29 protein-coding genes are annotated in these 24,876 nt (G+C 63.4%); 22 read left to right on the top strand and 7 right to left on the bottom strand.

Annotation, left to right across the window (positions count from 1 at the left end; translation table 11 throughout):
• Window positions 1-61: 61 nt before the first annotated feature.
• The 8 genes from DB032_RS16625 to DB032_RS16590 all read left to right on the top strand — a co-directional run bounded on the left by DB032_RS16625 (window position 62) and on the right by DB032_RS16590 (window position 5,504).
• Window positions 62-487 carry a flagellar protein FlaG gene (locus DB032_RS16625; RefSeq protein ID WP_107800446.1) on the top strand — a complete coding sequence of 142 codons (426 nt, stop codon included), beginning with the start codon at window positions 62-64 and terminating at the stop codon, window positions 485-487.
• A gap of 44 nt (window positions 488-531) precedes the next feature.
• Window positions 532-1,899, top strand: coding sequence for a flagellar filament capping protein FliD (fliD, locus tag DB032_RS16620; protein ID WP_107801947.1), 1,368 nt, complete (start codon window positions 532-534; stop codon window positions 1,897-1,899).
• Window positions 1,900-1,996: 97 nt separating this feature from the next.
• Window positions 1,997-2,407 (top strand): flagellar export chaperone FliS, encoded by a 411-nt coding sequence (gene fliS, locus DB032_RS16615; RefSeq protein WP_233246726.1) that lies wholly within the window; start codon window positions 1,997-1,999, stop codon window positions 2,405-2,407.
• A gap of 17 nt (window positions 2,408-2,424) precedes the next feature.
• Window positions 2,425-2,733, top strand: a complete 309-nt coding sequence (locus tag DB032_RS16610) for a hypothetical protein (RefSeq protein ID WP_158274329.1) — start codon at window positions 2,425-2,427, stop codon at window positions 2,731-2,733.
• A gap of 125 nt (window positions 2,734-2,858) precedes the next feature.
• Window positions 2,859-3,212, top strand: a complete 354-nt coding sequence (locus DB032_RS16605; RefSeq protein WP_081545453.1) for a DUF2802 domain-containing protein — start codon at window positions 2,859-2,861, stop codon at window positions 3,210-3,212.
• Entirely contained in the window at window positions 3,209-4,234 is a 1,026-nt protein-coding gene (locus DB032_RS16600; RefSeq protein ID WP_107800443.1) for a flagellar hook-length control protein FliK, read from the top strand. The genes DB032_RS16605 and DB032_RS16600 overlap by 4 nt, the downstream gene beginning before the upstream one ends.
• Window positions 4,215-4,556: an EscU/YscU/HrcU family type III secretion system export apparatus switch protein gene (locus DB032_RS16595; protein ID WP_019103813.1), complete on the top strand. Its 342-nt coding sequence runs from the start codon at window positions 4,215-4,217 to the stop codon at window positions 4,554-4,556. Before DB032_RS16600 ends, DB032_RS16595 begins: the two co-directional genes overlap by 20 nt.
• Window positions 4,557-4,637: 81 nt before the next feature.
• Window positions 4,638-5,504 (top strand): NAD(P)-dependent oxidoreductase, encoded by an 867-nt coding sequence (locus DB032_RS16590; protein ID WP_107800442.1) that lies wholly within the window; start codon window positions 4,638-4,640, stop codon window positions 5,502-5,504.
• A gap of 64 nt (window positions 5,505-5,568) precedes the next feature.
• Here DB032_RS16590 and DB032_RS16585 read toward each other — a convergent pair whose 3' ends face one another.
• The gene (locus DB032_RS16585; RefSeq protein ID WP_048414328.1) at window positions 5,569-5,838 is read right to left on the bottom strand and encodes an HU family DNA-binding protein; all 270 of its coding nucleotides are present in this window, start codon (window positions 5,836-5,838) and stop codon (window positions 5,569-5,571) included.
• Window positions 5,839-5,902: 64 nt separating this feature from the next.
• On the bottom strand, window positions 5,903-6,769 hold the full coding sequence (locus DB032_RS16580; protein ID WP_107800441.1) for a YicC/YloC family endoribonuclease: 867 nt from the start codon (window positions 6,767-6,769) through the stop codon (window positions 5,903-5,905).
• Window positions 6,770-6,876: 107 nt separating this feature from the next.
• On the opposite strand from DB032_RS16580, the gene DB032_RS16575 reads away from it, so the two are divergent.
• The 3 genes from DB032_RS16575 to rph all read left to right on the top strand — a co-directional run bounded on the left by DB032_RS16575 (window position 6,877) and on the right by rph (window position 9,500).
• Window positions 6,877-7,827, top strand: coding sequence for a serine/threonine-protein kinase (locus tag DB032_RS16575; protein WP_081545449.1), 951 nt, complete (start codon window positions 6,877-6,879; stop codon window positions 7,825-7,827).
• Between the two features lie 13 nt (window positions 7,828-7,840).
• On the top strand, window positions 7,841-8,722 hold the full coding sequence (locus tag DB032_RS16570; protein ID WP_107800440.1) for a PP2C family serine/threonine-protein phosphatase: 882 nt from the start codon (window positions 7,841-7,843) through the stop codon (window positions 8,720-8,722).
• Window positions 8,723-8,783: 61 nt separating this feature from the next.
• Window positions 8,784-9,500: a ribonuclease PH gene (gene rph, locus DB032_RS16565; RefSeq protein ID WP_107801945.1), complete on the top strand. Its 717-nt coding sequence runs from the start codon at window positions 8,784-8,786 to the stop codon at window positions 9,498-9,500.
• Window positions 9,501-9,546: 46 nt separating this feature from the next.
• On the opposite strand, the gene DB032_RS16560 is transcribed toward rph, so the two are convergent.
• From DB032_RS16560 to DB032_RS23820, 5 genes are all read right to left on the bottom strand, one after another.
• A complete protein-coding gene (locus DB032_RS16560) occupies window positions 9,547-10,353 on the bottom strand; it encodes a serine protease (RefSeq protein WP_107800439.1) in 807 nt (268 codons plus the stop codon).
• Between the two features lie 89 nt (window positions 10,354-10,442).
• Window positions 10,443-11,336, bottom strand: a complete 894-nt coding sequence (locus tag DB032_RS23825) for a hypothetical protein (protein ID WP_146176700.1) — start codon at window positions 11,334-11,336, stop codon at window positions 10,443-10,445.
• Between the two features lie 147 nt (window positions 11,337-11,483).
• Window positions 11,484-12,755 (bottom strand): two-component system sensor histidine kinase RstB, encoded by a 1,272-nt coding sequence (rstB, locus tag DB032_RS16550; protein ID WP_107800437.1) that lies wholly within the window; start codon window positions 12,753-12,755, stop codon window positions 11,484-11,486.
• A 6-nt stretch (window positions 12,756-12,761) separates the two neighbouring features.
• Window positions 12,762-13,481, bottom strand: coding sequence for a two-component system response regulator RstA (rstA, locus tag DB032_RS16545; protein ID WP_039755039.1), 720 nt, complete (start codon window positions 13,479-13,481; stop codon window positions 12,762-12,764).
• A 17-nt stretch (window positions 13,482-13,498) separates the two neighbouring features.
• On the bottom strand, window positions 13,499-13,690 hold the full coding sequence (locus DB032_RS23820) for a hypothetical protein (RefSeq protein WP_146176699.1): 192 nt from the start codon (window positions 13,688-13,690) through the stop codon (window positions 13,499-13,501).
• On the opposite strand from DB032_RS23820, the gene DB032_RS16540 reads away from it, so the two are divergent.
• From DB032_RS16540 to cyoB, 11 genes are all read left to right on the top strand, one after another.
• Entirely contained in the window at window positions 13,689-14,021 is a 333-nt protein-coding gene (locus DB032_RS16540; RefSeq protein WP_107800436.1) for a glycine dehydrogenase, read from the top strand. The genes DB032_RS23820 and DB032_RS16540 overlap by 2 nt on opposite strands.
• A 39-nt stretch (window positions 14,022-14,060) precedes the next feature.
• Entirely contained in the window at window positions 14,061-14,423 is a 363-nt protein-coding gene (locus DB032_RS16535) for an SFCGS family glycine-rich protein (RefSeq protein WP_107800435.1), read from the top strand.
• A 3-nt stretch (window positions 14,424-14,426) separates the two neighbouring features.
• Window positions 14,427-14,729 (top strand): DUF4312 family protein, encoded by a 303-nt coding sequence (locus DB032_RS16530; protein ID WP_107800434.1) that lies wholly within the window; start codon window positions 14,427-14,429, stop codon window positions 14,727-14,729.
• 34 nt (window positions 14,730-14,763) lie between these two features.
• Window positions 14,764-15,540, top strand: a complete 777-nt coding sequence (locus DB032_RS16525) for a DUF4311 domain-containing protein (RefSeq protein ID WP_107800433.1) — start codon at window positions 14,764-14,766, stop codon at window positions 15,538-15,540.
• Between the two features lie 17 nt (window positions 15,541-15,557).
• Complete coding sequence (locus DB032_RS16520; RefSeq protein WP_233246725.1) at window positions 15,558-16,211, top strand: DUF4310 family protein; 654 nt, start codon at window positions 15,558-15,560, stop codon at window positions 16,209-16,211.
• A 10-nt stretch (window positions 16,212-16,221) separates the two neighbouring features.
• Window positions 16,222-17,355 (top strand): amidohydrolase/deacetylase family metallohydrolase, encoded by a 1,134-nt coding sequence (locus DB032_RS16515; RefSeq protein ID WP_107800431.1) that lies wholly within the window; start codon window positions 16,222-16,224, stop codon window positions 17,353-17,355.
• Window positions 17,339-18,457: a DgaE family pyridoxal phosphate-dependent ammonia lyase gene (locus DB032_RS16510; protein ID WP_107800430.1), complete on the top strand. Its 1,119-nt coding sequence runs from the start codon at window positions 17,339-17,341 to the stop codon at window positions 18,455-18,457. Before DB032_RS16515 ends, DB032_RS16510 begins: the two co-directional genes overlap by 17 nt.
• A complete protein-coding gene (locus DB032_RS16505) occupies window positions 18,454-19,188 on the top strand; it encodes a KDGP aldolase family protein (RefSeq protein ID WP_081545444.1) in 735 nt (244 codons plus the stop codon). The genes DB032_RS16510 and DB032_RS16505 overlap by 4 nt, the downstream gene beginning before the upstream one ends.
• A 46-nt stretch (window positions 19,189-19,234) precedes the next feature.
• Window positions 19,235-21,151: a transcription antiterminator gene (locus DB032_RS16500; protein WP_107800429.1), complete on the top strand. Its 1,917-nt coding sequence runs from the start codon at window positions 19,235-19,237 to the stop codon at window positions 21,149-21,151.
• Between the two features lie 724 nt (window positions 21,152-21,875).
• Entirely contained in the window at window positions 21,876-22,811 is a 936-nt protein-coding gene (cyoA, locus tag DB032_RS16495) for a ubiquinol oxidase subunit II (RefSeq protein WP_319792906.1), read from the top strand.
• Window positions 22,812-22,818: 7 nt separating this feature from the next.
• Window positions 22,819-24,861: a cytochrome o ubiquinol oxidase subunit I gene (gene cyoB / locus DB032_RS16490; protein ID WP_107800428.1), complete on the top strand. Its 2,043-nt coding sequence runs from the start codon at window positions 22,819-22,821 to the stop codon at window positions 24,859-24,861.
• Window positions 24,862-24,876 lie beyond the last annotated feature (15 nt).

Genomic DNA, 24,876 nt, shown 5'->3' with positions numbered 1-24,876 from the left:
TGAGCCAGCGGCGGCTCCGGTTGGTTGGGCAACCGGAGCTGCGCGCGTCAGGAGAGTAGCCATGCAAATACCTTCTTTACAATCGCTGCCGATTGCCAACGCGGGCGCTTCCACGCCGCGGCAGCAAACGGTGGAGCTGGCGCAAAGTGGGCAGGGCGCCGACAAAGCCACCGCCTTGCCGGATAATGCCCAGGCTGTTGCCGCCACAGGACAAGCGCAGCAGCAGCAGGCGCAAAACACCGCGGCCAAGAACAAGCCATCAGTTACCGAGCAGCTGCAGTCATCGTTGAAGCAGCTGAATAGCGTGGCCTCGCTGTACAATAACCAGCTGGAGTTCTCGGTGGACAAGGACACCGATCTGCAGGTGGTGAAAGTCGTGGACAAGGAAACTCAGAAGGTCATTCGGCAGATACCTTCCGAGGATGCAATCCGGATCGCCAAGGCGATCGGCGACTTCAAAGGCATGCTGCTGAAGGACAAAGCTTGAGTCCCGGGAGCGGCTCAACCAATACACATTAAAGGGTGATGAACATGGCAGGGATAACCACAGCAGTCGGCGCGCTCGACGTCCAAACCATCGTAAGCCAGTTGATGGCGATTGATTCCCGGCCATTGGTCGCCAGCCAGAAAAAACTGGAGGGCTACAACACCCAACTGAGCGATCTCGGCAAGATCGGGTCCGCGCTGTCCGCGCTGCAAAGCGCGATCACCAGCCTGTCTTCCGGGTCGTTTTTGCAAGCGTTCAAAGCCTCATCCAGCGACTCATCCGTCGCGGGAGTGAGTACCACCTCCGGAGGCGTCAGCGGCACCTATGTAGTTAACGTCACGAAGCTGGCGACGTCCCGGCAACTGGTGTTCGATCAGTTCAATAATACAGACATCAAGGATGCGCAAGCCGAACTCGCCAGCGCGCCGGATACGCTGAAGTTCACCATTAATGGTAAAGAACAGACGGTCAAGCTACGCGAGAAGCCCGGCGAAAAAGTCACCCTGCAGTCCATTTCCGACAAGATCAACGCCGAAGGCATGGGCATTAACGCGTCCGTGGTGAAAAACGGCGAGAACTACAAGCTGGTGCTGGCATCGACAGCCTCCGGCACCGACAATAAATTTACTATCAGCGTCGGCGGCACCGACTCCGGCGGAACCAGCGGTTCGACGCTGGCGGGATTGTCGCAAAGCGCGACCGCTGCCACCGAATCCAAAGATGCTGGCAATGCGGACCTGACCGTAAATGGCGTTCAGGTGACTTCAGGTAGCAACAAGGTCAGCACGGCGATTCCCGGTGTCGACTTGGACCTGTATAAGGCCAGTTCGTCGACCACCATTACCCTGAGTCAAGACTCCGCCGGTATCAACAAAGGCGTGCAAGGCTTTGTCGACGCTTATAATCAGGTGCTCAGCGCGATCAAAGATGCGCGGGGTGGCAGCATGAAAGGGAATGCCTCCATTCTGTCCATCCAGCAGCAGCTGCAGAATGTACTGACTAAGTCGATTCCAGGTGTCGACCCGGTCAACTCCTACGCTTATCTGTCTCAGGCGGGGATATCGATCCAGAAGGACGGTACGCTTAAACTGGATACGACCAAATTCAACGATGCATTGAAAAAAGATCCCACGGCGATCAAGAATCTGTTTGGCAACACCAGCAATAACGGCATCGCTCAACTGTTGAACAAGGAAATCAATAGTTTGTTGGGACCGAACGGCGTGGTGGAAAGCAGTAAAAGTTCGATAAACTCGCGCATCAGCACCGAGAAAGCCTCGCAGGATTCTCTAAGCGCCCGGCTGACCGCGCGGCAGAAACAATATATCCAGCAATACACCGCGTTGAACTCAACGTTGGCTAAAATGCAGGCCTCGACCAACAATTTGAACGGTCTGATGTCTCAAGTATAAGCTTGGCACTTCGACATGATTTTACGCTGAGGCCGGATCGGGCTGGATCGCCCGCCGACCCGGCACAGCCGGTGGCAACAATATGCTGAACTCCAGAATGTTGAAGCAATTCAACAAAGCTTATGAAAACGACGCCCTGAAGGCCGCGGTGTACGGCGCCAGTCCGATCGGGATCGTGGTCATGCTGTACGAAGGCGCGATCAAGGCGATCATGACCGCCGGCATTGCGATCGAAGCTCAGCGCTTCGATGAAAAGGCGCGCATGATCTCGAAGGCGATGGACATCATCGAAGGCCTGCGCATCGCGCTGGACGTGGAAGCCGGCAGCGAGGCGGCCGTCAACCTGAACGAGCTGTACCTCTATATGAAGACGCGCTTGGGACAAGCCAGCCTCAAGAACGATCTGACCATTTTGGGGGAAGTCCGCAGCCTGTTGGAAACGATTCTCCCCGCCTGGCAGCAAGTCGACCGCAGTCAGCCCGCGGCCAGCGCGGCGGCGGGCGCATGACGGCGACGGCGCGCGCGATGCCCCTGGAACAACTGGTGGTGGAACTGGAGGCCTTGACGCCTCAGGTGTCCGCCGCGGTGTCCGCCAAGGACTACGAGCGTTTCAACGCCTTACAGGCGCAGCAGGAAAAGCTGATGTCGCGCCTGTTGGCCTCGCTGACCCAGGAAACGTTGTCCGGTCTGGAGGAGGCTCAGCGTGACAGACTGCGCGAACTGGTGCGGCGGCGCGAGGAGATCCAGGCCGATCTGGTCCAGTGGTCGGAAGCGTTGCGCTCGGAGCTGGTGCTGATCAATCAGAGTTCCCGGGTGCTGAAACACTATCGTTGACCGTAAGTCGCCGCGACGGCCCGGCCAGGACGGCGGAGTCGATTTGATGGCGGGTTGGCCTTGGGTTGTTGGAGGTTTCGCCATAAAATTAAGTCACGGCGGAAACTCTTCCATGGGGAACCAAGATGTCCGGCACCTTTTTCCCATACCTGATGGTCGTGCTCTGGCTGATGCTGGCCATGGCGGTGGCGTATGTCTACTGGCGCGTGCTGCGTCTGGAAACCAAACGCGACAGCTTGACCACCATGTATCTCGACCAGCAGCAACAGCAGATCAGCGCTATGCAGCGGGATATGTCGCGCCTGTTGTCCCGGGTGGAGCAGCAGGCGCACGGGGATGTCGGACTCAGCCCTTACAATCAGGCGATCGAGATGATACGCCAGGGCTTGACGGCTTCCGAAGTGGCCTCCCGCTGCGGCATCTCCCGCAGCGAGGCCGAGTTGATCGTTTCCCTGTACCGAAATAGTCCCACCTCATGATTCCGTCGATCAATACCGGCGTCTTGCCGGCGCAGCAGATCAACCCCTCGCAGCTATTGGGCGAGGGCGCCAAGCTGCTGCTGGAAACCGCGACCCTTCCCAGCCGCTTGCCGACGCTGCTGTTGGGCGAGCAGGTGACGGCGCGCGTGGCGGATCGCCTCGACAATAATCAGCTGGCGGTATTGATCAAGAATTCGCTGTTCACGCTTAACCTGCCCCAAGGGGCGACGGTAAGCGGCGATACGCTGCAGCTGAAGGTGGCGTCGCTGCAACCGGCGCTGACCTTTTTATTGCAGGACGGCGGCAAGGAGAGCGCGGAGCAGACCAAGGGCAGTTCGGTGCAAGTGGCCCTGAGCCCGGCTTCCCGTTATCTGACTCATCTGCTGTCCACCCAGACCAGCGACGCCGGCAAGCCGGTGCTGGTCAACGCGGCGCAGCAGCCGCCGCCCAAGGTGGCGGAGGATTTGCAGCAGGGCGTGGCCAAGAGCGGTCTGTTTTACGAATCCCACCTGAAGGATTTCGCCGACGGCCGCACCAGCCTGGCCGAGATCAAGCAGGAGCCGCAGGCCAAGATGAGTCAGGCGCTGGCCAATACCGAGCACGCGGCGGCCAGCGCGCGGCCTCAGGCGCAGGCTCAAGCCCAGGAGTTGGGCAATCTGGTGCAAAGGCAGCTCAACGGCCTGGAAAATCAGCAACTGCAGTTTCAAGGCATGGCCTGGCCCGGCCAGCCCATGCAGATGGTGATCGAGCAGGAAAAGACTGAGGCCGACCGCGAAGGCAACGGCCAGCAGGAGATGCAGGCCTGGTCGACCAATCTCTCCTTGAATCTGCCGGCCCTGGGCGGCATGGCCGCGCGCATTCGTCTGGTGGGCCAGTCGGTGCAGGTGTCGTTCTCCGCCGAGGACGAACAGGCCGGGCAGTTGATCACCCAGAACGCCGGCCGGCTGGAGGCGGGTTTGGCCTCGGCCGGCCTGGCCTTGGCCAGCCTGGTGGTGAAGGACGATGGCGCGGCCGCCGAGTGAGGACAAGCGCCGCTCCGCGGTGGCTTTGTCTTACCAGGAGGGGCACCGTTCGCCCAAGGTCGTCGCCAAGGGTTATGGCGAGCTGGCCGAGCGCATCATAGACCGCGCGCGGGAGGCCGGCGTGTTCGTGCACGACTCGCCGGAGCTGGTGTCTTTGCTGATGCAGGTGGACCTGGACAAGAACATTCCGCCGGAGCTCTACCGCGCGGTGGCCGAGGTCCTGGCCTTCGTCTACTTTCTGGAGCATCACGCCTCCGGCAAGGATTATGAATTCGAGGCCTGGCTGGGCGGGCGCAAGCCCGCGCCTTTGCCCGAGCCCTGATTCTCCCCGCCGCGCGCTGGCGTTGCGGCGCGCTTCCCCTTATCCTCGATGAATCTCGTCGTTTTCATCGTGGAGTCGCAAATGAAAGTCGCTTATATCGGTCTGGGCATCATGGGCCGTCCCTGCGTATTGAACCTGCTGAAGGCGGGCCACCAGGTGACGGTGTGGGCGCGCAGCCGCGAACGGGCCGAGCCCTTGTTGCAGGCGGGCGCAAGCTGGGCGGATAGCCCGGCCGAGCTGGCCGGCCAGGTCGAGCTGCTGATCACCAATGTGTCGGACACCGCGGACGTAGAACAAGTGCTGCTGGGCGAGCAAGGCGCGGTTCACGGCGCCGGCGCGGGCCTGGTCTGCGCGGACATGAGCACCATCGCGCCCAACGGCGCGCGCCGCATCGCGGAGAGACTGGCGGCTTACGGCGTGGACTTTCTGGACTGTCCGGTGTCCGGCGGAGAGGTGGGCGCCGTCAACGGCACGTTGACCATCATGGTCGGCGGCAAGGCCGAGGCCCTGGAGCGCGCGCGTCCGGCCTTGCAGGCCATGGGGCAGACCATCACCCATATCGGCGCCAGCGGCGCCGGCCAGGTGGCCAAGGCCTGCAACCAGATCGCGGTCGGCGTCGGCGTCGCCGCGGTGGCGGAAATCATGAAGCTGGCCCAGGCCTGCAATGTCGATCCCGCGCCGGTGCGCGCCGCGCTGCTGGGCGGTTTTGCGCAGAGCAAGGTGTTGGATGTCCACGGCCAGCGGATGATAGACGACAACTACGCGCCGGGCTTCAAGGCCAAGCTGCACGCCAAGGACATGCGCATCGTGCTGGAGACGGCGCGCGAGCAGGGCATCCGCTTGCCGGAGGCGGAACGGGTGTCGGGCCTGATCGATCAGTTGGTGGCCGAGGGCGAGGGCGAGCTGGATTCGTCGGCGATCGCGCGGCTGATCTGGCGGCAGAACTGAGGCGGCGGACAAAAAAACGGCGAGGCCAGGCCTCGCCGTTTTAGCAGAAGCGCCGGAGGGCGCCTCAGGCGACCTTGTCTTTCAGCTGCTTGCTGGGCAGAAACACCACTTTGCGCTTGGCGGCGATCTCGATGGTCTCGCCGGTCTTGGGATTGCGGCCGGTGCGGGCGGCGCTTTCCTTGACTTTGTATTTGCCCACCACGGTGGTGATTTCGTCGCCGTTGGCCAGCGCGTTTTGCAGCACTTCGTCAAAAGCGCCCAACACCCGGAGCACGTCGGCCTTGCTCAGGCCGGATGTCTCGGCCAAGGCCGCGATCAGTTCTGCTTTGGTCATGTTTTGGTCTTTCCCTAAGGTCTAGGAGGGCTTGCCGCGGCGGCTCTGGCCGCCGGCGCCGCGCTTACTCGATATTCTGGATCTGCTCGCGCATCTGTTCAATCAGTACTTTCAACTCCACCGAGGCCTGCGTGGTTTCCGTGGAGACCGATTTGGACCCCAGCGTGTTGGCTTCGCGATTCAACTCCTGCATCAGGAAGTCCAGACGCTTGCCGGACTGACCGCCGGCTTTCAGGATGCGGCGCACTTCGCTGAGATGGGTGCTGAGGCGGGCCAGTTCTTCATCGACGTCTATTTTCTGAGCGAACAGCGCGAATTCCTGCTTCAGCCGGTCTTCGTCGACATTGCCCAGCGCTTCTTGCAGGCGGCTGGACAGTTTGGACATATGAGCGTCCAGAATGGCCGGCAGCTTGGGCTTGATGGCGACGACGATGGCTTCCATGCCGGTGATGCGTTCTTCCAGCACCACCTTGAGTTTTTCGCCTTCGCGGCCGCGCGAGGCGTTGAAGTCCTTCAGCGCCACCGCCAGGCTTTCCGTGCACAGCTGCTGCAGCACTTCCGGCGGCAACTCGTTGGTTTTCATCACGCCGGGCCAGCGCATCAGCTCGCCTACCGACAGACCGCGGTTTTCGCCGGCCTGCTCGCGCACCTGCTGCGAGACCTCGATCAGGCGCTGCAGCACGGCCTGGTTCAATTCCAGCGTCGGCACGGCGCTGTCCACCTGATTGATGCCGACGCGGCATTCCAGCTTGCCGCGGCTGACCTTGGCGGAAATCAGCTCGCGCAATTGCGGCTCGATCACGCGCAATTCTTCCGGCAAGCGCATTTGCAAATCAAGGTAACGGTGGTTGACCGAGCGAATTTCTAGGCTCAGCAAACCGCCGGGAAATTCCCTGCTGCTTGCGGCAAAGCCTGTCATACTTAAAATCATCAGACACCCCCTTAGATGAGCGGATTGTTTACTTTCTCAAGGCTGGGCCCGAATTGCTTTGCTAAGCTCAATCCAAGGCCTGTGGACACTATAACAACTGACACCCCATGACTCAATCGAACCAGCAGACCGCTTTGCCGGCCGGCTCCCGGCTGGGCGAGTACACGATTGTCCGCCAACTCTCCGTGGGCGGCTTCAGTGTTGTCTATCTGGCGCTGGACGATCAGGACAATAAGTTCGCGATCAAGGAGTACTTGCCGCGCAATCTGGCGCTGCGCGACGAGGACGGTCACGTGACGGTGCCGCATGAGTTGGACCGCGAGGCCTTCAATCTGGGCCTGAAGTGTTTTTTCGAGGAAGGGCGCATTCTCTCCGGCATTTCCCACCCCACCGTGGTGCGAGTGATCAATTTCTTCCGCGCCAATCAGACGGTCTATATGGTGATGGAGTACGCCGACGGCCGCTCGCTGGTGCGGGAACTGGAACTGGCCGGCGGACGGCTGGACGAGCGCCGCCTGCGCAAATGGTTCGCCGCGCTCTTGTCCGGGCTGCGGGAGGTCCATCTGCAGCGTCTGCTGCATCTGGACATCAAGCCCGCCAATATCTATCTGCGCCGCAACGGCGCGCCGCTGCTGCTGGATTTCGGCGCGGCCAGGCAGACCTTGTCGCGCCGCGACAAGCACTTCGCCTCGATGTACACCCCGGGCTTCGCCGCGCCCGAGCAATATGAAAAAGACGCGCCGCTAGGGCCGTGGACCGATATCTACGCGCTGGGCGCCTGTCTTTACGCTTGCATGGGCGGCGGCACGCCGCAGATTTCCAAGGAGCGCAAGGAAAGCGATCGGCTGACGCCGGCGAGCAAGGCCTTCCGCCATTTGTACTCCCGCGAGTTGCTGGAGCTGACCGATCAGTGCCTGGCGCTGTCTCCGGAGGAGAGGCCGGCCACCGTGCCGGGGCTGCAAAAGCGCCTGATGGCGGAGGAGTACAGTCCGCCGGAAGAACTGGCGGGCAGCAAGTGGGTGGGATGGATAAAAAACCTGACTGGCGGACGCTCGTGATGAGGGGATCGGCATGAAACTATCCATCTATCAGGAAAGCCGCATCGGCGGGCGAGCGTACAACCAGGACAGGCTGGTGATCGCCCACTCGCGCGACACCGTGATGCTGGCGGTGGCCGACGGCATGGGCGGGCATATGCGCGGCGAAGTGGCGGCGCAAATCACGGTGGACCTGCTCAGCGAGCTGTTTTACCAGCAAGCCACGCCGACGCTGACGCATCCCAATCGCTTTCTCGTCAACGCGGTCAGCACCGCGCATCAAGTCATTCTCGATTACGCCGCCGACCACCGGCTGCCGGAGGTGCCGAGCACCACGGTGGTGGCGGCCATCATCCAGCAGGGGCACTTGTACTGGTGTCATGTCGGCGATTCCCGGCTCTATCTGCTGGATGAGAAGGGCTTGCGTCTGCGTTCGCGCGATCATTCCCAGGTGCAGCGCCTGATCGATCAGGGCCAGTTGAGCGAGGACGCTGCCAAGGTGCATCCGGAACGCCACAAGATTTACAACTGTCTGGGCGCGGCCAGCGATCCGGACATCGACGTCGGCGAGAAACAAAGCGTGGGCGCGGGCTGCTCCATTCTGCTGTGCTCCGACGGCCTGTGGTCGCAGGTGATGGACCCGGAGCTGGAAAAGGTCTTCGTCCGCCGCAATGTCAGCCAGGTCTTGCCGGCGCTGATGAATGTGGCGGAGCGCCGCGCCGGCGCCGGCGGGGACAATCTGTCCGCGGCGGCGGTCACCCTGCTGGACGAGACGCAGGACTACGGCGAGCGCGAGGACGTGCTGGACACGGAAACGGCGACGCCGCGTCAGATGGGACGGATGATTCTGGACTCCAATCTGGAAACCATGCATCAGGAGATTCTGGCCAGCCGGGTGGCGGGCAAGCGCGACTAAGCGCCGTCGTCGGTGGCGACTGATATAATCGTCGGCATTTACCGTTCTGGACGATGACATGATGCGACCTTCCCAACGCCCGGCCGATGCCCTGCGCACGGTGCGGATCAGCCGCCACTACCTCAAGCACGCCGAAGGTTCGGTGTTGATCGAGTTCGGCGACACCAAGGTGATTTGCACCGCCAGCGTGGACGACGGCGTGCCGGGCTTCCTGAAGGGCAAGGGCCGCGGCTGGGTGACCGCCGAGTACGGCATGCTGCCGCGCTCCACCGGCTCCCGCATGCGCCGCGAATCCTCCGCCGGCAAGCAGTCCGGCCGCACCCAGGAGATTCAGCGCCTGATCGGCCGCTCGCTGCGCGCCGTGGTGGATCTGGAGAAGCTGGGCGAGCGCCAGATCCAGATCGATTGCGATGTGATCCAGGCCGACGGCGGCACCCGCACCGCCAGCATCACCGGCGCCTACGTGGCCTTGGCCGACGCGATCGGCCTGCTGCTGCGCGAGGGCAAGCTGAGCGAGAACCCGCTGCGCGACCAGGTGGCCGCCATTTCGGTGGGCCTGTATCAGGGCATGCCGGTGCTGGATCTGGATTACGCGGAAGACTCCAACTGCGACACCGATATGAATGTGGTGATGACGGGAGACGGCCGCTTCGTTGAGGTGCAGGGCACCGCCGAGGGCGAGCCGTTTGGCGATCAAGAGCTGCAGGCGATGCTGGGCCTGGCCCGTTCCGGCATCCGCGAGCTGGTGGCGCTGCAGCGCCAGGCGCTGGCGGAGTGAGGGCGCAAGCCCTGAATAGTAAAAAGCCCCGTCGCCGGGGCTTTTTTCATGGCTTGGCGCTCTTGCTGATGAACTGCTGCAGCGCATCGTAGAACATCGGCGCGCTGACGCTCATATTGTCTTCTTGCTTGCGCCGCGCGGCGGTGGGGGCGGAGCTTTGCACCGCGACGATGACCGGCTGTCCCGGCCCCATCACGAACACTGGCGAGCCGCTATTGCCTTCCAGCGTGTCGCAGCGGTGGGTCAGGCGGCCGTCCGGGCGCAGCTTGGTCGCCTTGCAGGCGTTGTGCACCAGCAGGTGTTTTTGATCGTCGATGGGGTAGCCGCCCTGGGTCAGCGTCCAGCTCCGCTGGTTCAGCAATTCGCGCAACTGCTTGGCGTTGCCGCTGAAGACGGGCAGCACGCCCTGGGTGTCGCCCAAGGGGGTGGCCAGGCGGACGAAGGCGAAGTCGCGCGGCGCGATGCGCGGCGGGATGTAGAGGCCGTCGGCGCGGCGGTCCAGGCCTTTGAGAAAGCTCTTGTCCACCTGCACTTCCAAAATCTTGCTGCGCGCGGTGAATTCATCGCCCCACAGGCCGACGGTGAAGCTGACCGCCGGATCGAAACGGCCTTTCTCGTCGACGAAGCAATGGCCGGCGGTCAGCACTACGTCGCGCGCCACCAGCGCGCCGGTGCAGATGGTGCGGGAGCGGGTTTGCAATTGCCCGACGGCGAGCCAGGGTTGATGGTCGGGGCGAGTGCGGACGCGATCGTCCTGGCCGAAGAACAGGATCTTGTGTTCCGCGGAGACGGTGGGGGCGGCGGACGCCGGCAGGGCAAGCAGAACACTGAGGACAAGCAGCGGGAGTTTCATCGAGTTTGGCCTTGCAAATGAAAACGGGGCGCCGAAGCGCCCCGAATTATGTGCGATTGCCGGAGGTTCCGGCAATGCTCGCCGCCTGATTACTTGGCAGCGGAAGCAGCTTTTTTGGAAGCTTTCTTCTCGGCTTTCTTGGCCGGAGCGGAAGCTTCTTTCTTAGCGGCTTGGGCTTTCTGAGCAGCGGAAGCCTCTTTCTTGGCTACGTGCTTTTTGTGCTTTTTAGCGGCTTTTTTGGCCGGGGCGGAAGCGTCGGCTTTAGCGGCTTGAGCTTTCTGAGCAGCGGAAGCTTCTTTCTTAGCAGCGTGCTTTTTGTGCTTTTTAGCGGCTTTTTTGGCCGGAGCGGAAGCGTCGGCTTTAGCGGCTTGAGCTTTCTGAGCAGCGGAAGCTTCTTTCTTAGCTACGTGCTTTTTGGCTTTTTTCGGAGCGGAAGCGTCGGCCTTGGCGGCTTGGGCTTTCTGAGCGGCGGAAGCTTCTTTCTTGGCTACGTGCTTCTTGGCTTTTTTAGCTTTCGGAGCGGAAGCGTCGGCTTTAGCGGCTTGAGCTTTCTGAGCAGCGGAAGCTTCTTTCTTAGCTACGTGCTTTTTGGCTTTTTTGGCTTTTTTCGGAGCGGAAGCGTCGGCCTTGGCGGCTTGGGCTTTCTGAGCGGCGGAAGCTTCTTTCTTGGCTACGTGCTTCTTGGCTTTTTTAGCTTTCGGAGCGGAAGCTTCAGCTTTAGCGGCTTGAGCTTTCTGAGCGGCGGAAGCTTCTTTCTTAGCTACGTGCTTCTTGGCTTTTTTAGCCTTCGGAGCGGAAGCTTCGGCTTTGGCGGCCTGAGCTTTTTGAGCAGCGGAAGCTTCTTTCTTCGCTACTTTTTTCTCGGCTTTCTTAGCCTTGTGGATCGCAACCGGAGCGGAAGCAGCAGCTTTTTCAGCGGCGAAGCCGTTAACGGACACCAGGCTGAAAGCAGCGGTCAGAGCAAGCAGAGCCAGCTTTTTCATTTATGAAACTCCTAAGTTTCTTGGATTGGTATGAAAGTGGACATGTAGTCCTTTTCAGGCCGAAATGCTAACCATGACAAGGGGCTGAGTCTATGCCTTCTGTGTATCCCAATGTTACGGAATGTACAGGCGCGGCGGCGACGGATGTCAGATCGGCCAGCGGAACAGAAAGCGCGCGCCGCCCAGCGGCGAGCTTTCCACTTTCACCTCGCCGCGGTGGGCGCGGGCGATGCCGGCGACGATGGCCAGTCCCAGGCCGTGGCCGCCGGTCTTGCGGCCGCGGCTTTCGTCCAGCCGCACAAAGGCGTCGAACACCCGGCCGCGGTCCTGTTCCGGAATACCGGGGCCGTCGTCGTCCACCATGATGATGCAGTGGCGCTGCTCGACGATGATGCTGGTCTGCACCAGGCGGTTGGCGTGGCGGCGGGCGTTGGACAGGAAGTTGTCCAGCACCCGGGTCAGCAGGTGTTCGTCGGCGGTGATGGCCAGGCTGGCCCCGGCCGGCTCCAGCCATTGAATGTCCTGCGTCAGCGCGGCCTGGCCGGCGATGCGGTCCTTGGCCCAGGGGATGGCGTCGAAGCTGCTGAGCTTCAGCGGCGCTTCCGGCCGGTCCAGCCGCGCGTGCAGCAGCAGCTCCTCCACCAGCTTGTCGATGGCGGAGAGGTCGCGCTCTATCGCCTGCCGCTCCGGGCTGCTCTCGTCGCCTTCCAGCAGCGCCATCCGGTAGCGCAGCCGCGCCAGCGGCGTGCGCAACTCGTGGGCCACGGCGTTGGTCAGGGTTTTCTTGCTATTGATCAGCGCGGCGATATTGTCGGCCATGTGGTTGAAGGCGACGCCCAGCTGGCTGACGCCGGAGCGCGGCGGCAGGTCCACGCGGGCGGACAGATTGCCGCTGGCCAGCTTGCCGGCGGTCTGCTCCAGCGCCACCAGGTCGCGCCAGTGCGGCCGCATCCATAGAAACACCGGTATCGCCAGCGACAGGCCGATGAAGCCCAGCAGCGCGTAGTCGAACCATTTGAGCTGGTGCAGGAAGAATAGATAGCGCAGCGGACCGGCCACCAACAGGTAGTTGCTGTCCTCCAGCTTTTGCAGGAACACGTATTTGTCTTCCAGCATCACGATTTCGCCGCGGTCCAGCGCCTGCTTGGATTCGTCGTCCAGCAGATAGCTGCTCATCTTCTCCACTTTGACGCGGAAGGTGAAGCCGTGGTCGGAGTTGGCCAGCGTTTCGCTCCAGCGGTCTTCCGGCACGCCGCGCAGATCGGCTTCGATCAGCGACAGCGTGGTGCGCAGCAGGTCGGACAGATAGCGCTCGCCCACGTCGTCCACCGCCTGCTTGTAGACCGCGCCCACCAAGACCACCGCCACCAGGAAACAGGTCATCAGCAGCAGGTAGAACTGGATGAACAATCGGCGCATGCGCGCTTACTCCCAGCCGGACAAGGAGAACAGATAGCCGCGGTTGCGCACCGTCTTGATGCGGAACGGCTCGCTGGGATTGTCGCCCAGTTTCTTGCGCAGCCGCGAGATGGCCACGTCTATGCTGCGGTCCAGGCCGTCGTAGCTGACGCCGCGCATTTCCTTGAGCAGGATGTCGCGGTTCAGGGTTTCGCCGGCGTGGCTGGCCAGCAGCCACAGCAGATCGAAGTCCGAGGTGGACAGCGGGATCTTTTCATTGGCCAGCGTCACGTCGCGGCTGATCGGGTCTATCGCCAGTTGGCCGAACACCACTTTGCGGGTGCCGGGCTTGGGCGCGGCGGCGTCGGCGTTGGCCGGAGCGGGCCGCAGATTGCGCAGCTGGGCGCGCAGCCGCGCCACCAGCACCGAGGGCGGCGTGGTTTTCAGAATGTAGTCGTTGGCGCCCAGTTCCAGGCCCAGGATCTGGTTCATATCGCTGTCCAGCGAGGTCAGCATGATGATGGGGCCGTCGAATTTGGGACGCAGCTCGCGGCAGATGGAGAGGCCGTCTTTGCCGGGCAGCATGATGTCCAGCAGCACCAGGTCCGGCGCTTCGCGGGCGATGGTGTCCAGCGCGGCGTCACCGCGCGGTTCCACCACCACGTCCATTTCATGGCGGGACAGAAAGTCGCTGATCAGCTCGGCCAGGTCGGCGTCGTCTTCTACAAACACGATGCGGTGGGTCATGCCTTGCATCCATCTATTCAGTGGTCAATCCGCGAAGTATCGCCCGAGCCGCCGCGCGCTTCAACTGCAAGCACGGTCAGGACCGCCTTGTTTCCGCCCGGCGAGCAGGCGATTTCCGTTTCGAAGCGGAAAATCCACCGGTCCACAGTTGCCGGCGGCTTGATTACAGTTTCCTGACATCGCCAACCGTTTTGCAAAGGAAAGCTCATGAACGATCAAGTCCGTCCCGCCGCCGTCGACCAGACCGCGATCCGCCGCCTGGCGGACCAGGTTCTGGGGCAGATTCCCGCCTTGCTGGATGCGGCCGGCAAGTCTCTGACCGAGGTTCAGCAGCAGAAGCTGGATTCGCACGTGCTGGCGATGGCGCGCCGCTCGCTGACCGGCGAAGGGCTGCCGGATTTCGACAAGAGCCTGTTCGACGAGATCTCGGACACCACGCGGCGGCTGTCCGCCGCGGTGGTGGCCCTGTTCGGCAATCTGCCGGAAGAAGAAGCGCTTTTGCTGTCCATTCATTTCGAGATGGCCAAGAACAAGGCCTGAAGTCCGCCGTGCATAGATAGAGAGATAGAGGAGAAGACAATGACACAGATAACCGTAGTGATTGGCGACCGTCTGGGCAAGGGACAGAAAGTGGGCGCGGGCGCGGAGGCCGCCGGCGCGCGCGCGGTGGTGATCGCAGGCATGGCCGCGGATATGAAGCTGGGCGACGTGATGCAGGCGGAGGGCGCGCAGCTGGGCATTTCCTTCTGCGGCAGCGGCGGCGCCGGCGCCATCACCGCGCAGACCAAGTACGGCTACAAGGCCAAGTACGGCATGCGTTCGGTGGAGGAGGGCGTGACCGCGATCGAGGAGGGCTACACCGTGCTCGGCTTCGGCTTCATGGACAAGGAAGAGCTGGGGCAGCGGCTGGTGGCGGCCTATCAGAAGAAATACGGCGGCTGAGCGATGCAAAGGCGTTTCGAGTCCAGCGTGACGGTCAGCGGCCGCGGCGACAGCAAGGTGCAAGCTTGCGCCGACGCCTTGTCCGGCGTGCAGCGCGCGGTGACGGCGGCCGGCCATCCGGTGCTGTTGCGCATCGAGCCCATGCGGGTGACGGTGGTCGCGGCGGAGGAGATCCGCCGCCGCGAGCGCTTTCTGTTCTTCTTCCTGCCGCGGGACAGGCTCAGCTACGCCGTCACGCTGGAGGTGGAGGTCAGCGTGACGGTGCTGGATATCGAGGCCGTGCCCTTCGTCGCGCGCCAGGTTTAGGCGCCGGCTGTCGTTTTATTCCGAGGAGGAAGCCATGCTTCTGATCATTCTTCTCAAGTCGCTGTTGATAGGCGGTCTGGTCGGCGTCGCGGTGGGCGCCGGCGCGGCCCGCATGTTCCACGCGCCGACTTCCCAGGGCATGGGCGCTTTCCGCACCCTGGGCGAGCTCAATTCCTGCGAGGGCGACCCGGCCTCGCATTTTTCCTTCGGCCTGGGCTTTTTCTTCAACGCCTGGGCCTCGTCGGTGGCCGCCGGCGCCTTCACCCAGGACATCGACCACCGGGTGATTCCGCACTGGGGCGCCGCGGCTTTGCTGGCGCGCAACCGCAATCTGGCGGAGACCCTGCACAACCCGCGCAAGATGGCCTTGCTGTGCGGGGTAATCGGCATGCTGCTGGTGGCCTTCCTGAACACCACCGCTTCGGCGGTGCCGGCTTCGCTGCAAATCACCGCGGTCAAGGTCTTGGTGCCCGCGGCCAACCTCTTGGTCAACACCGTGATGCCGGTGATTTTCTGGCTGGCGGCGATTGAGGCCGGCCGGCGTTCCGGTCTGTGGGGCACGGTGTTCGGCGGCCTGGCCCAACTGATCATGGGCAATGCGGTGCCGGGCCTGGTGCTGGGCATTCTGATCGGCAAGGGCGTGGACGAGGGCGGCTGGAACAAGGTGACCAAGCTGATGATGGCGGCCATCGTGGCGCTGTTCGCGCTCAGCGCCTTCTTCCGCGGCTTTGATCTGAAGCTGCTGAGCAGCTTCCACTTGAACGCCCCGTCCTGGCTGGAACTGCTGCACGCCGCCGTGCGCGGCGCTTGAGGTTGAAGGAGAGAATGATGACTGAACAAGCACAAGCCGGCGGCTTCTGGCTGGCGGACTGGTCTTTTCCCTTGCTGGTGGGGCTGTTGTCCGCCGGCGTGTTCGCCGGCACGCATATGTATTACGTCTACGGCATCGGCGCTTTCAACGAGGTGGCCTTCGTGTCGATGCTGCGCGCCGGCATGGACACCGGCGTCTACGGCGCGGTGGCCGCCTTCGGCGCCAGCTTCTTGTTCGCCCGGGTGATAGAAGGCTCGCTGGTGGGCATCCTGGACATCGGCGGCGCCATCATGACCGGCGTCGGCCTGGGCATTCCGGCGATGTTCCTCGGCGCCGGCATCTTGTTTCCGGTGGAAAACTTCGGCGCGGCGCTGGCCACCGGGATGGTGATCGGCTTGCTGATCGGCGCGGTCATTATTTTCGCGCGCAAATTCACCATCAATCAGGGCAATTCCACTTACGGCGCCGACGTGATGATGGGCGCGGGCAACTCCTCCGGCCGCTTCCTCGGCCCGCTGATCATCCTGTCGGCGATGGCGGCGTCGATTCCCATCGGCGTCGGCTCGCTGCTGGGCGCGCTGGTCTTCTATCTGTGGGGCAAGCCCATCACCGGCGGCGCCATCCTGGGCGCGATGCTGCTGGGCACGCTGTTCCCGGTGGCGATTGCCTGAGGAGGCGGCGATGGATGATTTGCTGATCAAGGACGCTTTGCTGGCCGACGGCTCGGTAATGGACATTGCGGTCCGCCACGGCAAGATCGCCGGGCTGGGGCGGCTGGACGGCCCGGCCCGGCGCACGCTGCGGCTGGACGGACGCTGGCGGCTTAGCGCCGGCTGGATAGACGGCCATGTGCATTGCAACCCGGCCTCGCCGATTTATCACGATGAGCCGGATCAGGTGGGCGTGGCCGGCGGGGTCACCACGGTGGTGGACGCCGGCAGCGTAGGGGCCGACGACGTCGCCGCCTTCCGCGAGCTGGCCGGCGCTTGCCGCACCGATGTGCGCGCCTTGCTGAACATCTCGCGCATCGGCCTCGTCACCCAGCATGAATTGGCCAATCTGGACGACGTCGACGTGGCGCTGGCCGGCGCGGCCATCCGCGCGCATCGCGATTTCATCGTCGGCATCAAGGCGCGGCTCAGCGGCAGCGTGGTCGGCGCCAACGGCGTCGCGCCGCTGGCGCGGGCCAAGGAGATACAGCGGCGCTTCGGGCCGCTGCCCTTGATGGTGCATATCGGCAACACCCCGCCGTCGCTGGACGAGATCGCCGAATGGCTGGAGCCGGGCGATATCGTCACCCACTGCTTCAACGGCAAGCCCAACCGCATCCTGGACGCCGCTGGCGTGCTGCGCGCCTCGGTGCGGGCGGCGATCGAGCGCGGCGTGCTGCTGGACGTCGGCCACGGCAGCGCCAGCTTCAGTTTCCGCGTGGCGCGAGAAGCCATGGCGCTGGGCCTGTACCCGGACACCATCAGCTCGGACATCTATTGCCGCAACCGCGTGGCCGGGCCGGTGTTCGGCCTGGCGGCGGTGATGTCCAAATTCCTGAGCCTGGGCATGCCGCTGGAGAGGGTGCTGGACTGCGTGACCCGGCGGCCGGCGGAAGCGCTGGGACTGGGCGGCAAAGGCCGGCTGGAAGCGGGCGCGGACGCCGATCTGACCATCTTCGACATTGAAACCGCGCCGCGGCCGCAGAGCGATAGCGACGGCGACACGTTGACCGGCGTGCGGCACCTGACGCCGCTGGCGGCGGTGGCGGGCGGCGTCTTGCTGCCCACCGAACAAGGAAAGGCTTGTCATGTCTTCGATCTATGAGCAGTACCAGCTTAAGCCGGTGATCAACGCTTCCGGCCGCATGACCCTGCTCGGCGTGTCCACGCCGGCGCCGGAAGTGAGGGCGGCGATGGCCCAAGGCCTGGAGCGCTATTTCGAGATGAAGGATCTGGTGGACAAGACCGGCGACTATATCGCCCGGCTGCTGGAGGTAGAGGCCGCGACGGTGGTGTCCTGCGCCGCCGCCGGCATCGCCCAGTCCGTGGCCGCCGTCATCGTCCGCGACGACCCGCGCCTGCTGGTGAATCTGCACGCGCAGCCGGTGGCCGGACCGCGTGAGATCGTGCTGCCCAAGGGGCACAACGTCAATTTCGGCGCGCCGGTGGGCGCCATGGTGGCGCTGGGCGGCGGCCAGGTGGTGGAGGCCGGCTGGGGCAATGAGTGCTCGGCCGCGCAATTGGAGGCGGCGGTCGGCCCCGGCACGGCGGCTATTTTGTATATCAAGTCCCACCACGCCTTGCAGAAAAGCGTGCTCGGCGTGGCCGAGGCCGCCGAGGTGGCGCGCCGCCGGAAGGTGCCGCTGATCGTCGACGCGGCGGCGGAGGAGGACTTGCGCGAGTATTACCGGCTGGGCGCGGACCTGGTGATCTACAGCGGGGCCAAGGCGATAGAGGGGCCGACCAGCGGCCTGGTGCTGGGCCGCCGCCAGTATGTGGAATGGGTCAAGCTGCAAAGCCAGGGCATAGGCCGGGCGATGAAGGTGGGCAAGGAGGGCATTCTGGGCCTGACGTGCGCGATAGAACGCTATCTGAAGCAGGACAAGGAAAGCGGGGCGGCGATGGCGGAGCGGCTGCGGCCCTTCATCGCCGGGCTGAACCAACTGGCCGGCGTCAGCGCGCGCCTGGTCTGGGACGCCGCCGGCCGCGACATCGCCCGCGCCGAGATCGCTTTCGACGCCAGCGCCACCGGCGTCAGCGCGGTGGCCGCCGCCGCCGCGCTGAAACAGGGCGAGATCGCCATTTATTTCCGGGAATACCGGGCCAACGAGGGCAAGCTGGAGGTGGACGCGCGCAGCGTGGACGCCGCTCAGCTGGAACAGATCGGCACGCGCATCCGCCGCTTGCTGACGGGAGAGAAGGCATGAAACTGGAACCCCATTTTTATCAGGACCGCGTTTGCTTGAATGTACTGGCTGGAAGCAAGCACAATGCCCGTCAGATTCATCAGGCGGCGGAAGGCCATGTGCTGGTGGGCGTGCTGTCGAAGAACTACGCCGACGTGGACAGCGCGGTGGCGGACATGCGTGAGTACGCGGCCTTGATAGACAACGCCTTGTCGGTGGGGCTGGGCGCCGGCGATCCGCGCCAGTCCGACATGGTCAGCGCCATTGCCGGCCAAGTGCAGCCGCAGCACGTCAATCAGGTGTTCACCGGCGTGGGCGCCAGCCGCGCGCTGCTGGGCCAGGCGCGTACCGTGGTCAACGGCCTGGTGTCGCCCAGCGGCATTCCGGGCCTGGTCAAGGTGTCCACGGGTCCGCTCAGCGCCGGCGCGCCGGTCTGCGCCGCGCCGGTGGACACCGCCATCGCCATGCTCAAGGATATGGGCGGCAGTTCGATCAAGTACTTCCCCATGGGCGGGCTGGATTGCCGCGACGAATACCTGGCGGTGGCGGAGGCCTGCGCGCGGCATGATTTCTGGCTGGAACCCACCGGCGGCATCACGCTGGAGAATTTCAGCGAGATCGTCCGCCTGGCGCTGGAGGCCGGCGTGCCCAAGGTGATACCGCATGTGTACAGTTCCATCATCGACGCCAGCGGCGAAACCCGGCCCGGCGACGTGGAGCGGCTGTTGTCGATGGTGAAAGCCTTGTTGTAGACGCGTCCGGGGAGGCCGGGCGCGGATGGGTTTAAGAAGGAGGCTCATGGTCAAATTCCCCTATCAACGGCTGGCCCAGGCCTTTGCCGCCCTGCAGGCGGAAGCGCTGCCGCAGGAAGAGCTGGCGCGCCGGCTGGCGGTGTCCACCCGCACCGTGCGCAACGACATCGACGCGCTCAACGCCATTCTGGCCGAGCACGGCGCGCGCTTCGTGCTCAAGCGCGGCGAGGGCTACCGGCTGCAGGCCGACGACCCGGAACGCTTCCAGCAGGTGCGGCCGCAGGCCGGCTCCGGCCGCGCCATTCCGCGTCAGGCCGGCGAGCGGGTGCATTATCTGCTGGCGCAGTTCCTCGGCTCCGCCTACGCCTTGAAGCTGCAGGATCTGGCCGACGCCTGGTGCGTCAGCCGCGCTACCTTGCAGACGGACATGGCCGAGGTGCGCGAGCGCCTGGCCGGCTACGGCCTGAGCATAGAGGCCAAGCCGCATTACGGCATGAAGCTGCTGGGCGCGGAATCCTCCATCCGCGTCTGCCTCAGCGATCTCTTGGCGCAGCTGGCGGCGGAGCGGGCGGACCATCCCTTGTTGAGCGCGGACCCGGTGCTGGCCGACGCGCTGGCGACGGTGCGCGCCGGCCTGCCCGGCTGCCTGAGCCGCGCCGGCGTCCGCCTCAGCGACGACGGCGCCCAGTTCCTGAGCTTTTATTGCGCGGTGGCGGCCAAGCGCATCGTCGACGGTTTTCCCTTGCAGGATTTCTCCTGTGAGGAAGCGCCGCCGGCGGCGGCCCAGGCCGCGACGCACATCGCCGGCCTGCTGCGGCGCATGAGCGGGGTGGAGATCGCCGCCGCCGAGCAAGCCTTCCTCTGCGTCAACATCGCCGCGCGCAGCCTGAGCGGCATATTGCCCAGCGCGATCAACGCCGACGACGCCGATGCGCTGGTCCGCTACATCCTCGACTACATCAACCGCCATTACCGCTACGATCTGCGCGCCGACCGGCAATTGCGCGACGATCTGGTCACCCACGTCAAAACCATGATCACCCGGGTGCGTTACCAGATCACGCTGGCCAATCCGGTGCTGGCTGACATCAAGCAGCATTACGCGCTGGCCTACGACTTCACGCTGGCGGCGGTGTCGAGTTGGGCCAAGCACTCGCCGTACCGGATCTCGGAGAACGAGATCGGCTATCTGGTGCTGCACATCGGCGTGGGGCTGGAGCGCCATTACCAGATCGGTTATCTGCGTCGGCCGCAGGCCCTGCTGGTGTGCGACGGCGGCAACGCCACGCTGCGCACGCTGGAGGCGGTGCTGCGGCGTCGCTTTCCGCAGCTGGAGGTGTGCGCCGCCTTGTCCTGTCAGGAGTACGAGGCGCTGGAGCATGTGGGCGCGGATTTCGTGGTGTCCACGGTGAGGCTGGAGGACAAGCGCAAGCCGGTGGCGCTGCTGTCGCCGTTTCCGTCGGATTACCAGCTGGAGCAATTGGCGCGGCTGGTGGCGGTGGACCGCACCCGGCCCTATATGCTGGAGCGCTATTTTTCCGCCCAGCATTTCTGGGTGGCGGAGCAGGGGCTGAGCCAGCAGGCGCTGTTCGAGCGCGTTTGCGGGCGGCTGCGCGAGGAGGGCTATGTCGACGCCGATTTCCTGCCTTCGGTGCGCGAGCGCGAGGACATCCTCAGCACCATGCTGGGCGACGGCATCGCCTTGCCGCACTCGCTGGGCTTGCTGGCGCGCAAGACCACGGTGTGCACCATCATCGCGCCTCACGGCATTGCCTGGGGGGAGGGCGGCGTGGCGCGGGTGATCTTCCTGCTGGCGATCAGCAAGACCGAGTACGAGGAAGCGATGGCGATCTATGAGCTCTTCGTTTCCTTCATGCGTCAGCGCGCCGGCGCCCGGCTGGTGGAGAGCCGCAGTTTCGAAGCGTTTCTGCGCAATGCCTTGCTATGTCTGCCCGACGCCTGAGCCAGGCGGGGCCGGCGTTTTCCTCGCTGTCAATCCATATTGTTTGGTTTATGTTTTTGTTGCGATTTGTATTGAATCCCGTTGTTTTTGTGCACTGCAAGGGGCGGAGTTCCAGCTTTTTTGTAACAGTTTGAAACTGTATATAGGTTCGAGTATTTACTTCATGCTTTCGTTCTAGATCACGCCATGTCTGCGCTTTGGCTCTATTTTCGTCATTGATCTGTAACAAGCTCTCTGGATTTACCCCGCGAGCGGCCGTTAACCTGGATCAAATTTGCCCTTGAAAGTTGGGGGCGAACTGTTTTTAATAGCGCCGCCTGGCTTCACAACCGGGATGCTCCCGCCGCTTTCTGCGCCGTCCAGGGCTTGCTTGCCCGCCGGAAGACGCGTCTCCGCCCGAGGGTTCGCCGGCTGTCAGCGTTGTGATGTCCCAGCAGGGGAAGGCCGCTTGTCGCCGTTTTCCTGTCGCGTCATCCACCCGGGGCGATTCGCGTCGCCCCTGTCGATTGATCATGCCGACCTTTCGATTTTGATCAGCTCGCGCTGCGAGTTCCGCATTGCTTTTTATTATGCCAATAGCATTTGCATGGCCGTCGGCCGCGCAAGGGCTTGCCGTTGCCGTCCGGTCATGAGCCGGGCCTGGATTACCGCCGCCGGGGCCGATGGCGCGCAGCCTTACGCGCCCGGGCGAGATAACAAGAATGTTCAACCCGTAAAGTCGTAAATGATGAGAAACCAAAGACCCTCACGCCTGTGGCGGGGACTTGCTGTAGCTTCGGCGCTGCTGCTCGCCGGGTGTCAAGGCGGAATCCTTGACCCCAAGGGCCCCGTGGCGGCGGAGCAGAAGTCCCTGATCATCACGGCAACCGCGCTGATGCTGCTGGTGGTCATCCCGGTGATCCTGATGACCTTCTTCTTCGCCTGGAAGTACCGCGCCAGCAATAAGGACGCCGTCTATGAGCCGAAATGGTCGCATTCGACCAAGATCGAGCTGGTGGTCTGGCTGATTCCCTGCATCATCATCGCCTTCCTCGCCGTGCTGACCTGGGAAACCACCCACAAGCTGGACCCGTACCGCCCGCTGGATTCCGACCAGAAGCCGATCGAGGTGCAGGTGGTGGCGTTGAATTGGAAATGGTTGTTCATCTATCCGGAGCAGCAGATCGCCACGATCAACGAGCTGGCCTTCCCCAGCAATGTGCCGGTGAACTTCAAGATCACTTCCGACGCGGCGATGAACTCCTTCTTCATCCCGCAATTGGGCGGCCAGATTTACGCGATGGCCGGCATGCAGACCCAGTTGCATCTGCTGGCGCATGAGCCGGGCGTGTACAAGGGCTTCTCCGCCAACTACAGCGGCGCCGGTTTCTCCGGCATGAAGTTCAACGCCGTCGCCACCAAGACGCCGGCGGAGTTCGAAGCCTGGGTCGCCAAGGTCAAGGCCTCCGGCAAGACGCTGGACGTGAACGGCTACCGCGGCCTGGTGCTGCCCAGCGAAAAGAACCCGGTGGCCTATTACGGCGCCGTCACCCCCTATCTGTTCCAGGGCGTGCTGCACAAATACATGACCGGCCGCACCTCGCTGGCCGCCACCGAGGCCGACGTGAAGCTGGCCGCTCTGGCCAAGAGCCTGTGCGAACCGCTGACGGTGAAGGAGTAATCAAGACATGCTGTTAGGCAAACTTACGCTGGACGCCATCCCCTTCCACGAGCCCATTGTGATGGGCGCGCTGGGCGGCGTCGGCCTGATCGGGCTGATGCTGGTGGCCCTGATCTCCAAAATGGGCAAATGGGGCTATCTGTGGCATGAGTGGCTGACTTCGGTCGACCACAAGAAGATCGGCGTGATGTACATCATCGTCGCCATGATCATGCTGCTGCGCGGCTTCGCCGACGCGCTGATGATGCGCGCGCAATTGGCCATCGCCACCGGAGGCAGCCACGGCGTGCTGCCGCCGGATCACTACGATCAGATCTTCACCGCCCACGGCGTGATCATGATTATCTTCATGGCGATGCCGTTCATGACGGGCCTGATGAACATCGTGGTGCCGCTGCAGATCGGCGCGCGCGACGTGGCCTTCCCCTTCCTGAACTCGCTGAGCTTCTGGCTGCTGGTGGCGGCGGTGATTCTGGTCAACCTGTCGCTGGGCGTGGGCAACTTCGCCCGCACCGGCTGGGTGGCCTATCCGCCCTTGGCCGGCATCGCCTTCAGTCCGGACGTGGGGGTGGATTACTACACCTGGGCCTTGCAGATATCAGGGATAGGGACGACGCTGACGGCGATCAACTTCCTGGTCACCGTGATCAAGATGCGCGCCCCCGGCATGAAGCTGATGGACATGCCCATCTTCACCTGGACCTGCACCTGGGCCAATGTGCTGATCGCCAGCTCCTTCCCCATCCTGACCGGCGCGCTGGCGATGTTGAGCCTGGACCGCTACCTGGACTTCCATTTCTTCACCGCGGAAGCCGGCGGCAACGCGATGATGTATCTGAACCTGTTCTGGGCCTGGGGCCATCCGGAGGTGTACATCCTGGTGCTGCCCGCCTTCGGCATTTTCTCCGAGGTGGTGTCCACCTTCACCGGCAAGCGCCTGTTCGGCCATAAGTCCATGATCTACGCCAGCGGCGCGATCTCCATCCTGGGCTTCATGGTGTGGCTGCATCACTTCTTCACCATGGGTTCCGGCGCCAGCGTCAACGCTTTCTTCGGCATCGCCACCATGATCATTTCGATCCCGACCGGGGTGAAACTGTTCAACTGGCTGTTCACCATTTACCGCGGCCGCCTGCGTTTTGAAACCCCCATCCTGTGGACGCTGGGCTTCATGGTCACCTTCTCCATCGGCGGCATGACCGGCGTGTTGATGGCGGTGCCGGGCGCGGACTTCGTGCTGCACAACAGCCTGTTCCTGATCGCCCACTTCCACAACACCATCATCGGCGGCGCGGTGTTCGGCTATCTGGCCGGCGTGACCTTCTGGTTCCCGAAAGTGTTCGGCTTCAAGCTGAACCCGAAACTGGGCAAGGCCTCGTTCTGGTTCTGGCAGATCGGCTTCATGTTCGCCTTCATGCCGCTGTATGTGCTGGGCTTCCTCGGCATGACCCGCCGCCTGAACTACACCACCAACCCGGAATGGGAGCCGTGGCTGTACCTGGCGCTGTTCGGCGCGCTCTTGATCGCCTGCGGCATCGCCTGCCAGTTGCTGCAGATCGTGGTCAGCATCCGCGACCGCAAGAAGCTGGCCGACGTCAGCGGCGACCCGTGGAACGGCCATACCCTGGAGTGGTCCACCTCGTCCCCGGCGCCGTTCTACAACTTCGCCAAGCTGCCGGTGGTGCATGACATCGACGCCTTCACCGATATGAAGGAAAAGGGCGTGGCTTACGCGGTGCCCAAGTCCTACGAGCCCATCCACATGCCGAAGAACACCGCGATGGGTGTCTATATCGGCGGCTTCACCACGGTGTTGGGCTTCGCCCTGATCTGGCATATCTGGTGGCTGGCCATCGTCGGCCTGGTGGGTATCGTCGGCTGCATGCTGGCGCGCGCCTACGACAACGATCTGGACTACTACGTGCAGCCGGAGGAAGTGGAGGCCATCGAGCGCGAGCGTTTCGAAAAACTGGGCATCGATGTGGACAACTACACCGAGCGCGACCCGGCCCAGCCGCACAAGGCGGCGCGTCCGACCACCACCGCGTAACAGGTTGAATCCGAC

It is taken from the genome of Chromobacterium sp. Panama (genome assembly GCF_003052555.1).
Classification (GTDB): domain Bacteria; phylum Pseudomonadota; class Gammaproteobacteria; order Burkholderiales; family Chromobacteriaceae; genus Chromobacterium.
The sequence above is the reverse complement of the archived record's forward strand: the minus strand, read 5'-3'. Positions and strand labels throughout refer to the sequence as shown.